Origin of the sequence: Pseudoduganella umbonata (assembly GCF_014192225.1) — a bacterium.
Lineage (GTDB): Bacteria > Pseudomonadota > Gammaproteobacteria > Burkholderiales > Burkholderiaceae_D > Rugamonas > Rugamonas umbonata.
Window position 1 is genome coordinate 506,445 of the sequence record NZ_JACHXS010000002.1, and the last position, 13,501, is coordinate 519,945.

The window sequence follows — 13,501 nt, forward strand, 5'->3', positions numbered from 1 at the left end:
AACGCCGCAGTTGACCAGATTGTATAAATGATGGATGCATCAGCCAGCTAATCCTTTAAAATTAGGTTGATTATAACCCTCTCTTTTTGAAAAGAATTCACAGATATGCGTGCGTCACGGTTTTTTATTTCCACACTTAAAGAGGCTCCTTCGGACGCCGAAATCGTCAGCCACAAACTGATGATGCGGGCCGGCATGATCAAGCGCCTGGGCTCGGGCATCTACACGTACATGCCGATGGGCCTGAAGGTGATCCGCAAGGTCGAAGCGATCGTGCGCGAGGAGATGAACCGCGCCGGCGCCATCGAGCTGCTGATGCCGCTGGTCCAGCCGGCCGAGCTGTGGCAGGAAACGGGCCGCTGGGACAAGATGGGGCCGGAACTGATGCGCGTAAAGGACCGGCATGGCCGCGAGTTCGCGATCCAGCCGACCTCCGAGGAAGTGATCACCGATGTCGTGCGTAGCGAGATCAAGTCGTACCGCCAGCTGCCTTTGAATTTTTACCACATCCAGACCAAGTTCCGCGACGAGCGCCGTCCCCGTTTCGGCCTGATGCGCGGCCGTGAATTCACGATGAAGGATGCGTACTCGTTCGACCGCGACCTGGAAGGCATGCAAAAGTCCTATCAGGTGATGTTCGATGCGTACACCAAGATCTTCACGCGCTTCGGCCTGAAGTTCCGCGCCGTGGCGGCCGACAACGGCGCCATCGGCGGCACCGGTTCGCACGAGTTCCACGTGATCGCCAGCACCGGCGAAGATGCGCTGGTGTATTGCCCCACCTCCGACTACGCGGCCAATATGGAAGCGGCCGAGGCGGTGGCGTCGGGCACGCGCGCCGCGCCGTCCGCCGAACTGGTCAAGACTGCCACGCCGAAGGCCGCCAAGTGCGAGGACGTCGCGAAACTGCTGGGGATCGACCTGTCGAAGACGGTGAAGACGATCGCGCTGACGGCCGAGACGGAGAAGGACGGCAAACTGGATAAACAGTATTTCATGCTGCTGCTGCGCGGCGACCATGAACTGAACGAGATCAAGGCCGCGAAGGTACCGGGCCTGCAGGGCGCTTACCGCTTCTCGACCGAACAGGAAATCCTCGAAGTGTACGGCTGCAAGCCGGGCTACCTGGGGCCGATCGGCACGAAGGCGCCGGTTACCATCGTGGCCGACCGCACCGTGGCCAACATGGCCGACTTCGTCACCGGCGCCAACGAGGAAGACTTCCACTTCACCGGCGCCAACTGGGGCCGCGACGTGGCCGAGCCGCACGTGACGGCCGACCTGCGCAACGTGGTCGAAGGCGATCCTTCGCCGGACGGCAAGGGCGTACTGGCGATCGAGCGCGGCATCGAGGTGGGCCACGTGTTCCAGCTGGGGACCGCGTACTCGGCCGCAATGAACGCCACCTACCTGGACGAGAACGGCAAGCCGGCGCCGCTGCAGATGGGCTGCTACGGTATCGGTGTCACGCGTATCCTGGGTGCGGCGATCGAGCAGAACTTCGACGACAAGGGCATCATCTGGCCGACCTCGATCGCGCCGTTCGAGCTGGTGCTGTGCCCGATGGGTTACGACCGCAGCGAGCTGGTGAAGGAAGAGACCGACAAGCTGTACGCGGCGGCGCTGGCGGCCGGCATCGACGTGATCGTCGACGACCGCGGCCTGCGCCCGGGCGCGATGTTCGCCGACTGGGAACTGATCGGCGTGCCGCACCGCGTGGTGATCGGCGACCGTGGCCTGAAGGACGGCAACCTGGAATACCAGGGCCGCCGCGATACCGAAGCGACCAACGTGCCGCTGGCGGACATCGTGGCCTTCATCAAGGCCCGAGTGCAGCAGTAATGAAGGCGGGCCGGGAACGGCGCCGCTGGTGGGCGCGCCCCCTGCGCTGGTGGCATACGGTGGCTTTCGCCACCGGTGTGCTGTGCGCGCCGTTCGGCTTTGCCGGCAACCAGAAGGAAGAAGCGCTGGCCGACTCGGTGCGGCTGGCGCTGTCCAATGCTATCCTCGACGCCCGCGCGCCGAAGCCGGCGTTCACCAACCCGGCCGACCAGGCCCGCTACGACGCGTGGCTGGCCGACATGTCGGGCCGGCTGAAGCGCAAGCTGCCCGACGAACTGCACCGCCGCGAATTCCTGGAAACCGTGTGGTACGAGGCGCGCCGCGCCGGCCTCGAGCCGTCGCTCGTGCTGGGCCTGATCCAGGTGGAGTCGGCGTACCGCAAGTACGCCATCTCGATCGTGGGCGCGCGCGGCTACATGCAGGTGATGCCGTTCTGGACCAACGTGATCGGCGACAGCGACCGCCGCAAGCTGTTCAACATGCAGACCAACCTGCGCTACGGCTGCGCGATCCTGCGCATGTACCTGGACATGGAGCGCGGCGACCTGTATCTCGCGCTGGGCCGCTACAACGGCAGCCGCGGCAAGCCGGCCTATCCGAATGCGGTACTCAAAGCCTGGAATAACTGGAGGTAGCAGAGCCGGTCACAACAGGTCAAACCGGTGGCGAAGCCGGGGTTTCAAAACCGGTGACAGACACCATTTTTTTGCAACGAAAATAGGTGTCTGTCACCGGTTTTTTTGCAACGAATGTTCCAGAAAAATAGGTGTCTGTCACCGGTTTTGTCACCGGTTTTGCCGCGGGTTCGCCATAAAAAATCCCCGGTCGCATGACACGCCGGGGATGGTGTTCGGTACCGGTCTGGCCGGTGCATGGTCAGCTCAGGTGATCGGAAATCAGCTTCGTCATTTCGAACATGGACACCTGGGCCTTGCCGCCGAAGACAGCTTTCAGCTTGTCGTCCGCGTTGATCATGCGGCGGTTGGCGGCGTCCTGCAGGTTGTGCTTCTTGATGTATTCCCAGACTTTCTTCGTGACTTCCGTGCGCGGCAGCGGGGAGGCGCCTACTACCGGGGACAGCTCTGCGGACGGAGTCATCTCTTTCATGAATGCTGCGTTGGGCTTGCGTGCTGCGGGTTCTGCCTTTTTTGCTGCCGGCTTGGCTGCAGCTTTCGCTGGAGCGGCGGCCTTCTTTGCCGGAGCCGCTTTGGTTGCGGCTTTCTTGGCAGGTGCTGCCGTGGATTTCTTGGCTGTTGCCATATTCGAGCCTCCTTAACAAACACATGGAAATTTGCGCACTACAATCGCACGGCTAATATTGGTGGGCTTTTTACAAGGATGCAAGCGTTTTTCGTCTTATTTGTGGGAAACGGCACGTAAGGAAAGGTTAATAATGGCAAAAACCGCCGCTGGGCTTGCGCGCAGGGCGGTTTCGAGGGAAAAGCGCCTGTGGGATCAGGCTTTGCGAACGCAGAATACAGTCGTTGTGGACTGCGCTGCAACGTGGTCAGGGCAAGGCGCGGCGACGCAGACAGTACTCAGGTACGGCAAGTCGCCGCGCCGCCGCCATGGCCGCGTTTCAGCGCAGGCCGGGCATCATGCCTTTCATGCTGCGCATCATCTTCATCATGCCGCCGCCCTGCAGCTTTTTCATCATGGTCTGCATCTGCTCGAACTGGTTCAGCATGCGGTTTACTTCCTGCACCTGCACGCCGGCGCCGGCCGCGATGCGGCGCTTGCGGGCCGCCTTGATCAGGTCCGGCTTGGCGCGTTCGGCCGGGGTCATCGAATCGATGATGCCGACCATGCGGCGCACCTGCTTTTCCGCCTGGTCCATGTTGGCGTTGCCGGCGGCCTGCTGGAACTGGGCCGGCAGCTTGTCGACCAGGCCGGCCATGCCGCCCATTTTCTTCATCTGGCCCAGCTGCGCCTTGAAATCGTTCATGTCGAACTTGCCGCCCGCCTTGACCTTCGCGGCCAGGTCCGCCGCCGCCTTGGCATCGACGCCCTTGCGTGCTTCTTCCACCAGCGCCAGGATGTCGCCCATGCCGAGGATACGGTTGGCCATCCGCGCCGGATCGAATGCTTCCAGCCCGTCGAGCTTTTCCGACACGCCGGCGAACTTGATCGGCTTGCCGGTGATGTGGCGCACGGACAGCGCCGCGCCGCCGCGCGAGTCACCGTCGAGCTTGGTCAGCACGATGCCGGTCAGCGGCAGCGCGTCGTTGAAGGCCTTCGCGGTATTGATCGCATCCTGGCCCAGCATCGCATCGACGACGAACAGCGTCTCGATGGGCTTGACCGCGCCGTGCACGGCGGCGATTTCCTTCATCATCTCTTCGTCGATGCCGAGGCGGCCGGCCGTGTCGATGATCAGCACGTCGTGGTAATGCTTCTTCGCCCAGTCCAGCGCGGACAGGGCGATGTCCACCGGCTTGTCCTGCGCCGTCGACGGGAAGAAGTCGGCACCGGCCTGGCCCGTCACCGACTGCAGCTGCGCGATCGCGGCCGGGCGGTACACGTCGGCCGAGACGGTCAGCACTTTTTTCTTCTTCTGCTCGCGCAGGTACTTGGCCAGCTTGCCGACGGTGGTGGTCTTGCCGACACCCTGCAGGCCGGCCATCAGGATGATCGCCGGCGGCTGCTGCGCAAAGCTCAGCTGCGCGGCTTCGGGGCCGAGGTCGGCGCCCATCAGCGCGCCCAGCTCGCGCTGCACTACGCCCACCAGCGCCTGGCCCGGCGACAGCGAACCCACCACTTCCTCGCCAAGCGCTTTTTCCTTGACCTTGCCGATGAATTCGCGCACCGCGGGCAGCGCCACGTCCGCTTCGAGCAGCGCAAGGCGCACTTCGCGCAGCATCTCGGCGGTGTTGGTCTCGGTCAGGCGGGCCTCGCCGCGCATGGTCTTGACGACCTTGGCAAGGCGTTGAGTCAGATTGTCTAGCATGTCGGGTGATCAGGTAAGAGGGGCGGGCAGGTGCCCGTAAACAGTGCCATTTTACATGACTGCGAGAGCCCCGGTCCGGCGTGGAGAACGGCCGATGCTCTCCAATTGTCACAGCCGTGCACACTTGATGAGAACGTTTGTCATTTCGAATTGACAACAATTCCACGCCGCTGCATCGTGCTCGTTCACATCAACCATGGGGAGCATCATGAGCAGCATATATAGCGGCGGTGCATTGCAGCAGGAAGAACCTGCGAGCCGGGAAGAGGGCTTTGTATTTACCGCGACCGGCAGCGAATATTTCCGGATCTGGATCGTCAACCTGCTGCTGACGGTCGTCACGCTGGGCATCTATTCGGCCTGGGCCAAGGCGGCGCAACCAGTATTTTTATGCGAACACGCGGCTGGCCGGCGGCGGCTTCGAGTACCACGCCACGCCGGGCGCGATCCTGAAGGGCCGCATCGTGGCCGCCGTGCTGTTCGGCGGCTACAACCTGGCGCTCAAGCTGTCGCTGACCGCCGGCATGGCGATGCTGGCGCTGCTGATGGCCGTGATGCCGTGGCTGATCTGGAAGAGCCTGCAGTTCTCGCTATATAACAGCAGCTACCGCGGCATCCGCTTCGGCTTCGACGGCAGCGCCAGGGGCGCCTACTTCCATTACCTGCTGCTGCCGCTGCTGGGTGTACTGAGCCTGGGCCTGCTGTACCCGTTCGTCCACCAGCGCATCAAGCGCTTCCAGCACACCAACAGCCGCTACGGCAGCGTGCCGTTCTCGTTCGATGCCTCGGTGGGCGGTTTCTACAAGGTTTACCTGTATGGGTTCGGCTTGCTGATGGCGGGCTCCGTCGTCATGGGATTCCTCCTGATGATTGCCATCGCCCTGAAAAAGCTCGAGACGGAGTCGATGGCCTGGGTGCCGGTGGCCATCTATCCCTATGTCCTGGTGGTGATGTTCGTGGCCATGGCCTCGCTGCAGAACCTGATCTGGAACCACACCTATCTCGGCCAGCATGGCTTCCGCTCGACGATGAAAACCGGGAAGCTGGCGTCGCTGTACATCACCAACACGCTGGCAATCATCTTCACGCTGGGCCTGTTCATTCCCTTCGCCGTCGTGCGCGCGCTGAAGTACCGCCTCGAGTGCACGTCGCTGGTCGTGAACGGCAGCCTGGACGACATTACCGCCGGCCAGCGTGCTGATGTCGGCGCAATCGGCGAAGGCGCTGCCGACATCGGTGGCTTCGACCTGGCGCTGTGACGATGGACCGGGAACTGGGCGGCATCTATTTCGACGGCCGCACGTCGCGCGCGCACCGCGTCACGCTGGCGGTGCGCGATGGGACGGTGCACCTGGCGGGCGACGTGGAGCGCAGCACGCCATTGGAAGAAATGCGCGTGGCAGAGCGCATCGCCCGGGCGCCGCGCAAGCTGACCTTCCCCGACGAAGCGACGTTCGAAGCGGACGACCAGGAAGCGCTCGATGTACTGCTGCGCGCCACCGGCCACCGCGACAGCACGGTGGTGCGGGCGCAGCAAAGCTGGCGCGGCGCGCTGGCGGCGCTGTGCGTGACCGCCGGGGTACTGGTGCTGGGCTACCTGTTCGTGCTGCCGGCCAGCGCCGACCTGGTGGCGCGCAACCTGCCGGTATCGGTGGAACGGCAGATGGGGCAGGGCACGCTGGCGCTGCTGGACCGGCACGTGTTCGCGCCCAGCCGCCTGCCCGAAGCGCGGCGCGAAGCACTGGCGGCGCGTTTCGCGCGGCTGGTGCCGCCCGACACCGTGGGCGCCATGCCGGACGGCCCGGCACCGCAGTGGCAGCTGGTGTTCCGCAAGAGCCGCATCGGCCCGAACGCGTTCGCCCTGCCGTCCGGCCACATCGTGATGACCGATGAAATGGTCGAACTGCTGGACGACGACGGCGCCGTGATGGCCACGCTGGCGCACGAACTGGGCCACCTGCACGGGCGCCACCTGACGCGCCGGCTGGTGCAGGGCTCGATCGTTGCCGCCGCCACGCTGGTGCTGTACGGCGATGCCAGCTCGCTGGTGGCCGGCCTGCCCGCGCTGGCGCTGGACTTGCGCCATTCGCGCGAGGCGGAGGGGGAGGCCGACGATTACGCGGTCGCGCTGCTACAGCGCAACGGCTTGCCGCTGGCGCACCTTGAACGGGTGTTCGCGGCGCTGCACGGGCTGGAGAAGGGGATGAAGGTGCCGGCCTACCTGGCCAGCCACCCCGCCACGGCGGAGCGGCTGGCCAAGGTGGCCCGGCTGCGGCGGCACGGCGAGTAAGGTCCGGGCCGGGGGTCTCAGGCCCCCGGGAACCGATGCGCCGCGGCTACCAGAGCCGTGGCACAGAGAACCGCGAACACTCGGTCGCAGTTGCCGTGCAAGGCGGCACCACCACACGCAATACCGCGCCGCCGTCGATCACGACCAGCACTCGGGGTGCCAGCTGCACCATCGTCACCGGTTGGTTCAGCAAAGCCGGCGACTCGCCGCCGATCGTGCCGAGGCGCGGGCCGGGCTGGCCCGATACGCCGACAACGGGGGATGGATAGATACCCACGGAGGAGAACTGGAAACGCTGCAGGGTGCGGTTGCCGACGGTGTATCCCACACCGTCCGGCATCCAGTAGGCATCCCGCCCGGAATATTGCGGGAATTCCGTGCCGTCGCCTGCTTTCTGGGTAGTTACCACGCCCTGGGGCGTGATGCGGCGCAGGTTGGTGAAGTTGTTCAGTTCATCGGCAACGTACACATTGCCCTCCTGGTCCGCCGCGTACGCCACCGGGCGCGTGAAGCGCGCCTCGGCACCGGTGCCGTCGCGCTGCTCGTTGCCGTAGCCCGCCGCCGATGCCGCGCCGGCGAGCAGTGTCAGCTGGCCCTGCGGCGACAGGCGGTACACGGCACCGCCGGCGGTCGTCCTGCCCACGGCGACCGGCACCCTGCGGCTGATGACGAGGCTGCCGTCCGGCATGGCGACGATGCCCGTGGCGACCTCGGAACCGAACTCGTCCTTCTTGAACGTGGTCACGGTGCCGTCGGTGGCGATCCGGCGCACGGTCAGGCCGACGACTTCAGGCGCGTTGCCGGCGAAGAAATCGCCGGGCGCTTCCAGCAGGTACAGCGTGCCGTCCGCCGCGTTGGCCAAGGCATGGGGGCGGACGAAACGGGCGGCTGCGCCGGTGCCATCGCGCGAGGCCAGGCTGTCGCCTTCCAGTCCGGCCAGCGGCGCGAAATTGCCCTGCGCAGTGCCGCGCCAGATCTCGCCGCGGCTGGCCAGCAGCAGCGTGCCGTCCGGTGCCGCCCGCAGCAGCGTGTGCGGCGTGGGCGAAGCCGGCACGGGGGCCCGGGCGGCAACCACTGGATCGGCCACGCGCGCCAGCGACGTCACCACGCCGGCCGCGGTCACGCGCCGGATCACGCGCTGCTCGTCGGGCGCGCTGCCTTCCTTGTCGAGCACCAGCACGCCGCCCGCCGTGGCGGTGAGCGACGTCGGCCACGAGAAGCGTGCCGCCGTGCCGGTGCCGTCCACCACGGCAGCCACGCGGCCGGTGTCGTCGAGCCGGCCCGCGACCGTTGTCACGCGGCCGGTGGCCGGATCGACGGCGCGCACGGCGCAGCGGTCCAGCACGTACAGCCTGCCGTCCGTGCCCAGCGCCGCGTCGATCACGTCGCCGAATACGGCGGCCGCGCCGGTGCCGTCGCGGGGCGTGGCGTCGGCCGTGCCGCCTGCCACCAGTGTCGTTGTCCCGTTGTTCGCGCGCGAGATGCCATGGCGGCCCACCACGTACAGCGTGCCGGCTGCATCGGTAACGAGGCGCACCGCGTCCTGGGGCGTGCGCGCTGCATCGAGCACCGTGCCCACCGACTCGTCGGCGTGAATCACGCGCACGCGGCGCGCATCGGCACCCTGCGCCAGTACATAGACGTCGCCCGCGCGGCCAGGGGCGAGCGACAGCGCCTCGTCGATGCTGGCAGTGCCTGGGGCGCCATCCTCGCTGCCGCTGAAGTAAGCCCGCGAACTGGTGACCACACCGGGTGTCGTCACCCGGCGCACGACTGTCTGGCTGTACGATTCATTGACTGGCTCGGCGTCGGCCACGATGGCTTCGCCCCGCGCGTTGAAAGACAGGTCGCGGATACGGGCGAAGCGCGCGGCGGTGCCCGTGCCGTCGAGCACGCCCAGGCTGCCGAGCGATCCGGCAATCAGCTCCACGCGCGGCGTGCCGGGATCCGGGTAGACGCCGATGCGGATCGGTTTCGACACCCCGCCCGCGCTGGCCGTCACGGTCGCCGTGGTCGGTGCCGCGATGCCGCTGGCGGGCGGCGTGTACACGACGGTGCCGCCGGTCGTCGCGGACAGGCTGCCGGGACTGCCCGCAGCGAGTTGCCACGTCACCGCGCTGCCATCCGAGGCAGAGGCGGAAAGCTGGAACGGGAAGCCGCCGGGCGTTGTCTGCGTGACGTAGGCCGTGGTTATCAGCGTCGGCGCGGGGGGAGCCGGAGGCGTCGGAGGCGTCGTGGGCGCGGGGGCATCGCTGCCGCCGCCGCCGCAACTGGCCAGGAACAGCGGGAAAAACAGGGGGGCAAGACCGGCGCCGATCAACCGGCGCAGCGTGTGTTTCTGCATGAAGGCTCCACTATCTGGTTATGCCGCGGCGCTGTACCTGGCCGCGCGTGCCGTATTATCTGCCAGCCAACATGCGTGAAAATACGCGCATTCTCACGGCTTACCAATTGTTGCAATTGCAGCACGGCAGTGTGTCGCTACCATTTGCCATGGGCGGGCACGGTATGATGCCCAGGCAGGCGGCAGGGCTGGCAAGCGGCCCTGGTCATTTCTCTTACGCGAAGGAGCGGGAATGAAGCTGAAGTCGGTCGCAACGGCATTGCTGGCGCTCGGGATATTTTCCGCCGCCGGCGCCCAGGCGCAGGACGTGGTCAGGCTGGGCAACCTCAAGTTCGCCCATTACGGCGCGGTCTCCTATATCAAGGAGATCGCACCGAAGTGCGGCATCAAGGTCGAGGAGCACGTGTTCGCGAAGGGGCTGGACGTGATGCAGGCGATCATCGCCGGCGAACTCGATGTGGGCGCCACGGCGTCCGAGGCGGCCATCTCCGGGCGCGCCGGCGGCGCACCGATCTACGTGGTGGCCGGCTTCGCCAAGGGCGGCGCGCGACTCGTCGGCCGCGCCGACCTGGCCATGAAGTCGATCAGGGACCTAAAGGGCAAGCGCGTGGGCGTCACGCGCGGCGGCATCCAGGAAGTGCTGCTGCTGGCCGAGCTGCAGCAGGCCGGGCTGACGGCTTCCGACCAGCCGGGCAAGGACGTGCGCCTGGTGCTCCTGGCCTACGCCGACCTGAACCAGGCGCTGCTGGGCAAGAACATCGACGCGATGATGCAGTCCGAACCGCAGTCCTCGCAGGCCATCAACAAGGGTTTCGGCAACGAGATCATGAAGCCGTACAACACGCCGATCGGCGAGCCGGTGCGCACGATGGTGATGACGGAGAAGTTCTACAAGGAACGCCGGCCGGTGGCCGAGAAATTCATGCGCTGCTTCGTCGAAGCCACGCGGACCTTCATCGACAACAAGGCGGTGGCCGAAAAATACGTGCGCGAAGTGGTGTTCAAGGGCCAGATCACCAAGGACGATTTCGAGGACGCGATCGGCAATTCGCCGTATGTGCACGACATCTCGGTCGAGCATATCCAGACCACGACGGACGTGATGGTCAAGACGGGCGTCGGCCGCATGAGCCGCCCGCCGGTGGCCAGGGACTGGGTCAAGACCGACCTGCTGGAGCAGGCCCGCAAGAGCCTCGGCATCAGGTAGGGAGGCGGCATGGCGCGCATCGACTGGCGCGAGGCGGGCATCGGCATGGTGGTGCCGGTGGCCGTGATCGCCGCATGGCAGCTGGCTTCCAGCCAGGAATGGGTGAATCCCCAGGTGCTGCCGTCGCCGTGGGCGGTGGTGACGAAGTGGGTCGAATACCTGCTGCCGCTGCAGCCGCACGACCCGGCCACGCAATCGTGGCTGGCGTGGGCCTTTTCCGGAGAGCTGATCCACGATTCGCTCGGCTCTCTATATAGAGTGGTGGTCGGTTTCCTGATCGGCGCCGGGCTGGCGCTGCCGGTCGGCCTGTCGATGGGCGCCAGCCCGCGGGTGTACGCGTGGCTCAATCCGCTGGTGCAGCTGCTGCGGCCGATCCCGCCGATCGCCTACATTCCGCTGTCGATCCTGTGGTTCGGCCTCGGCAACCCGCCCGCCGTGTTCCTGATCGCGCTGGGCGCGTTCTTCCCCGTGCTGATGAATACCATCGCCGGCGTGCGGCAGGTGGACGGCATCTATATCCGCGCGGCGCGCAACCTTGGCGCTTCGGGCGGCACGCTGTTCGTGCGCGTGATCCTGCCGGCGGCCGTGCCGTATATCCTGTCCGGCGTGCGGATCGGCATCGGCACCGCGTTCATCGTCGTCATCGTGGCCGAGATGATCGCCGTCAGCAACGGGCTGGGGTTCCGCATCACCGAGGCGCGCGAATACTTCTGGTCCGACAAGATCATCGCCGGCATGTTCACCATCGGCCTGATCGGCCTCGCCATCGACGTGGGCGTGAACCGCCTGAACAACCACCTGCTGCGCTGGCACCGCGGCCTGGAGACCTGACATGAGCGCTGGCATGGGCGATCCCCACATTGTTGTTTCGGGCGTCGGCAAGGTGTTCGCCACCGGCGGGCGCGACGTCGTGGCGTTGCAGGACATCGACCTGGCGATCCCGCGCGGCCAGTTCGTCTGCCTGCTGGGGCCTTCCGGCTGCGGCAAGTCGACGCTGCTGAACGCGGTGGCCGGCTTCGCGCTGCCTTCCACGGGCACCATCGTGGCCGACGGCCAGCCGGTCGCCGCGCCCGGCCCGGAGCGCGGCATGGTGTTCCAGGAATACGCGCTGTTCCCGTGGATGACGGTCGAGGACAACATCGCCTTCGGCCTGCAGATCAAGGGCCAGCCGAAGGGGCAGATCCGCGCCACCGTCGACAAGCTGCTGGCGATGCTGTCGCTGGCGGATTTCCGGCAGCGCTACCCGAAGGACCTTTCCGGCGGCATGCGCCAGCGCGTCGCCATCGCCCGCGTGCTGGCGCTCGATTCGCCGATCATGCTGATGGACGAACCGTTCGGCGCGCTCGACGCGCTGACGCGCCGCAACCTGCAGGACGAACTGCTGCGCATCTGGTCCGAACTGCGCAAGACGATCATCTTCGTCACGCACTCGATCGAGGAAGCGATCTACCTGGCCGACCGCATCGTGGTGATGACCTACCGGCCCGGCACGATCAAGCGCGACATCCTGGTCGACCTGCCGCGGCTGCGCGATCCCGCAGCCGCCGACTTCAACGCCCTGAAGCGCGAGCTGGGGCTGCTGGTGATGGAAGAGCAGCAGCGGCATCACCACGACGAACTGCGGCTCGCCGCGGTCGACTAGGCTGCCAGAAACAAATAAATAGGGACGGACCCTGTTTTCCAGGAAATTTCCATAAAAACAGGGTCCGTCCCCATTTTTCAGGAAATATTGCCCAGCCGCCCGCATGGCCGCGTTAGTGTAAACTGCGCGGATGCAGACCATTCTTTTGATCGCAGCCGCGCTGCTGTACATCGTGTGCGCCCTGTTGCCTGCCGCGAAGGCCAGGCCGATTGCCGCCGTCACGGCGCTGGCCTGGCTGGTACATGGCGCCGGCCTGTGGATGGATATCGTGGTGCCCGGCTCGCTGCGGCTCGGTTTCGCGGCGATGCTGTCGTCGGCGCTGTGGATCTCGGTGGGCGCCTACTGGATTGAAAACCGCAACTTCTCGCTCGACGGCCTGCGCCGCATGGTGATGCCGTGCGCCGCCATCGCGTGCGCACTGCAGGCACTGTTCCCGGGCGCGCTGATCGCGCTGGAGGGCCGCTCGCAGATGTTCGGCTGGCACATCGCGGTGGCCACGCTGGCCTACAGCACGCTGACGATCGCCGCGTTCCACGCCGTGCTGATGGCATTGCAGGAGTCGCGGCTGCATACCCGCAGCGAGCAGGTCACGTTCCTGTCCGCCGCGCTGGACCAGCTGCCGGCGCTGCTGACGATGGAAAAGCTGCTGTTCCGCCTGATCGGCTTCGGCTTCGCGCTGCTCAGCCTTACCGTCCTGTCCGGCATCGTGTTTTCCGAGCAGCTGTTCGGCCAGGCGCTGAAATGGGACCATAAATCCGTGTTCACGCTGCTGTCGTGGATACTGTTCGCGGCGCTGCTGGCCGGCCGTCACTTCCGCGGCTGGCGCGGCAAGACGGCGCTGTCGTTCACGCTGGCGGGCTTCGCCACGCTGCTGCTGGCCTATGTCGGCAGCCGTTTTGTTCTGGAAGTAGTGCTACACCGAGGTTTCGCATGACACGTATCCTGTTCTGGCTGGCGCTCGCGCTGCTGGTGTATTTCGCCATCCGCTCCAAGCTCAAGCAATCGCAGCGCCGGCAGCAGCAGCAGTGGGAGGAGCAGCAGCGCGCGCAGCAGCGGCAAGCGCAGTCCGCATCGCGCGAAGTGGCGCAGCCCGAGGCCATGCTGCGCTGCGCCCACTGCGGCGTGCATTTCCCGGCCTCGGAAAACGTGCCCGCCAACGGGCGCGATTACTGCAGCCCGGCCCATGCGCCATTGAAATGACGCCGCAGCGGTCCGCGCGACGGCTCCAA

General features: G+C 66.0%; 11 protein-coding genes and 1 pseudogene. 9 read left to right on the forward strand and 3 right to left on the reverse strand.

Annotated features, from left to right (window positions below; translation table 11 throughout):
* Positions 1-105: 105 nt before the first annotated feature.
* Both FHS02_RS07270 and FHS02_RS07275 read left to right on the forward strand, forming a co-directional pair.
* Positions 106-1,842 (forward strand): proline--tRNA ligase, encoded by a 1,737-nt coding sequence (locus tag FHS02_RS07270; RefSeq protein ID WP_137314687.1) that lies wholly within the window; start codon positions 106-108, stop codon positions 1,840-1,842.
* Positions 1,842-2,477, forward strand: a complete 636-nt coding sequence (locus tag FHS02_RS07275) for a lytic transglycosylase domain-containing protein (RefSeq protein WP_137314686.1) — start codon at positions 1,842-1,844, stop codon at positions 2,475-2,477. The genes FHS02_RS07270 and FHS02_RS07275 overlap by 1 nt, the downstream gene beginning before the upstream one ends.
* Positions 2,478-2,718: 241 nt before the next feature.
* Here FHS02_RS07275 and FHS02_RS07280 read toward each other — a convergent pair whose 3' ends face one another.
* Positions 2,719-3,102: an SWIB/MDM2 domain-containing protein gene (locus FHS02_RS07280; protein WP_137314685.1), complete on the reverse strand. Its 384-nt coding sequence runs from the start codon at positions 3,100-3,102 to the stop codon at positions 2,719-2,721.
* A gap of 319 nt (positions 3,103-3,421) precedes the next feature.
* The gene (gene ffh, locus FHS02_RS07285) at positions 3,422-4,789 is read right to left on the reverse strand and encodes a signal recognition particle protein (protein ID WP_137314684.1); all 1,368 of its coding nucleotides are present in this window, start codon (positions 4,787-4,789) and stop codon (positions 3,422-3,424) included.
* A gap of 208 nt (positions 4,790-4,997) precedes the next feature.
* Here ffh and FHS02_RS07290 point away from each other — a divergent pair.
* Both FHS02_RS07290 and FHS02_RS07295 read left to right on the forward strand, forming a co-directional pair.
* A pseudogene (locus tag FHS02_RS07290) lies at positions 4,998-6,048 on the forward strand (YjgN family protein).
* Between the two features lie 2 nt (positions 6,049-6,050).
* Entirely contained in the window at positions 6,051-7,079 is a 1,029-nt protein-coding gene (locus FHS02_RS07295) for a M48 family metallopeptidase (RefSeq protein ID WP_137314683.1), read from the forward strand.
* A gap of 46 nt (positions 7,080-7,125) precedes the next feature.
* Here the strand turns inward: FHS02_RS07295 and FHS02_RS07300 are convergent, their stop codons facing one another.
* Positions 7,126-9,423, reverse strand: coding sequence for an NHL repeat-containing protein (locus FHS02_RS07300; RefSeq protein ID WP_137314682.1), 2,298 nt, complete (start codon positions 9,421-9,423; stop codon positions 7,126-7,128).
* Between the two features lie 232 nt (positions 9,424-9,655).
* On the opposite strand from FHS02_RS07300, the gene FHS02_RS07305 reads away from it, so the two are divergent.
* The 5 genes from FHS02_RS07305 (at position 9,656) to FHS02_RS07325 (ending at position 13,472) form a co-directional block, all read left to right on the forward strand.
* Entirely contained in the window at positions 9,656-10,630 is a 975-nt protein-coding gene (locus FHS02_RS07305) for an ABC transporter substrate-binding protein (RefSeq protein WP_137314681.1), read from the forward strand.
* A 9-nt stretch (positions 10,631-10,639) separates the two neighbouring features.
* Positions 10,640-11,461: an ABC transporter permease gene (locus FHS02_RS07310; RefSeq protein WP_137314680.1), complete on the forward strand. Its 822-nt coding sequence runs from the start codon at positions 10,640-10,642 to the stop codon at positions 11,459-11,461.
* A gap of 13 nt (positions 11,462-11,474) precedes the next feature.
* Positions 11,475-12,272, forward strand: coding sequence for an ABC transporter ATP-binding protein (locus FHS02_RS07315; protein WP_137317508.1), 798 nt, complete (start codon positions 11,475-11,477; stop codon positions 12,270-12,272).
* 130 nt (positions 12,273-12,402) lie between these two features.
* Positions 12,403-13,206, forward strand: coding sequence for a cytochrome C assembly family protein (locus FHS02_RS07320; RefSeq protein WP_137314679.1), 804 nt, complete (start codon positions 12,403-12,405; stop codon positions 13,204-13,206).
* Positions 13,203-13,472, forward strand: coding sequence for a PP0621 family protein (locus tag FHS02_RS07325; protein ID WP_137314678.1), 270 nt, complete (start codon positions 13,203-13,205; stop codon positions 13,470-13,472). The genes FHS02_RS07320 and FHS02_RS07325 overlap by 4 nt, the downstream gene beginning before the upstream one ends.
* Positions 13,473-13,501 lie beyond the last annotated feature (29 nt).

What these genes read in the sequence shown, in the direction of transcription:
- FHS02_RS07270 (WP_137314687.1), top strand. Translation starts at nt 106, where the DNA reads ATGCGTGCGTCACGGTTTTTTATTTCCACACTTAAAGAGGCTCCTTCG.
- FHS02_RS07275 (WP_137314686.1), top strand. Translation starts at nt 1,842, where the DNA reads ATGAAGGCGGGCCGGGAACGGCGCCGCTGGTGGGCGCGCCCCCTGCGC.
- FHS02_RS07280 (WP_137314685.1), bottom strand. Translation starts at nt 3,102, where the DNA reads ATGGCAACAGCCAAGAAATCCACGGCAGCACCTGCCAAGAAAGCCGCA.
- ffh (WP_137314684.1), bottom strand. Translation starts at nt 4,789, where the DNA reads ATGCTAGACAATCTGACTCAACGCCTTGCCAAGGTCGTCAAGACCATG.
- FHS02_RS07295 (WP_137314683.1), top strand. Translation starts at nt 6,051, where the DNA reads ATGGACCGGGAACTGGGCGGCATCTATTTCGACGGCCGCACGTCGCGC.
- FHS02_RS07300 (WP_137314682.1), bottom strand. Translation starts at nt 9,423, where the DNA reads ATGCAGAAACACACGCTGCGCCGGTTGATCGGCGCCGGTCTTGCCCCC.
- FHS02_RS07305 (WP_137314681.1), top strand. Translation starts at nt 9,656, where the DNA reads ATGAAGCTGAAGTCGGTCGCAACGGCATTGCTGGCGCTCGGGATATTT.
- FHS02_RS07310 (WP_137314680.1), top strand. Translation starts at nt 10,640, where the DNA reads ATGGCGCGCATCGACTGGCGCGAGGCGGGCATCGGCATGGTGGTGCCG.
- FHS02_RS07315 (WP_137317508.1), top strand. Translation starts at nt 11,475, where the DNA reads ATGGGCGATCCCCACATTGTTGTTTCGGGCGTCGGCAAGGTGTTCGCC.
- FHS02_RS07320 (WP_137314679.1), top strand. Translation starts at nt 12,403, where the DNA reads ATGCAGACCATTCTTTTGATCGCAGCCGCGCTGCTGTACATCGTGTGC.
- FHS02_RS07325 (WP_137314678.1), top strand. Translation starts at nt 13,203, where the DNA reads ATGACACGTATCCTGTTCTGGCTGGCGCTCGCGCTGCTGGTGTATTTC.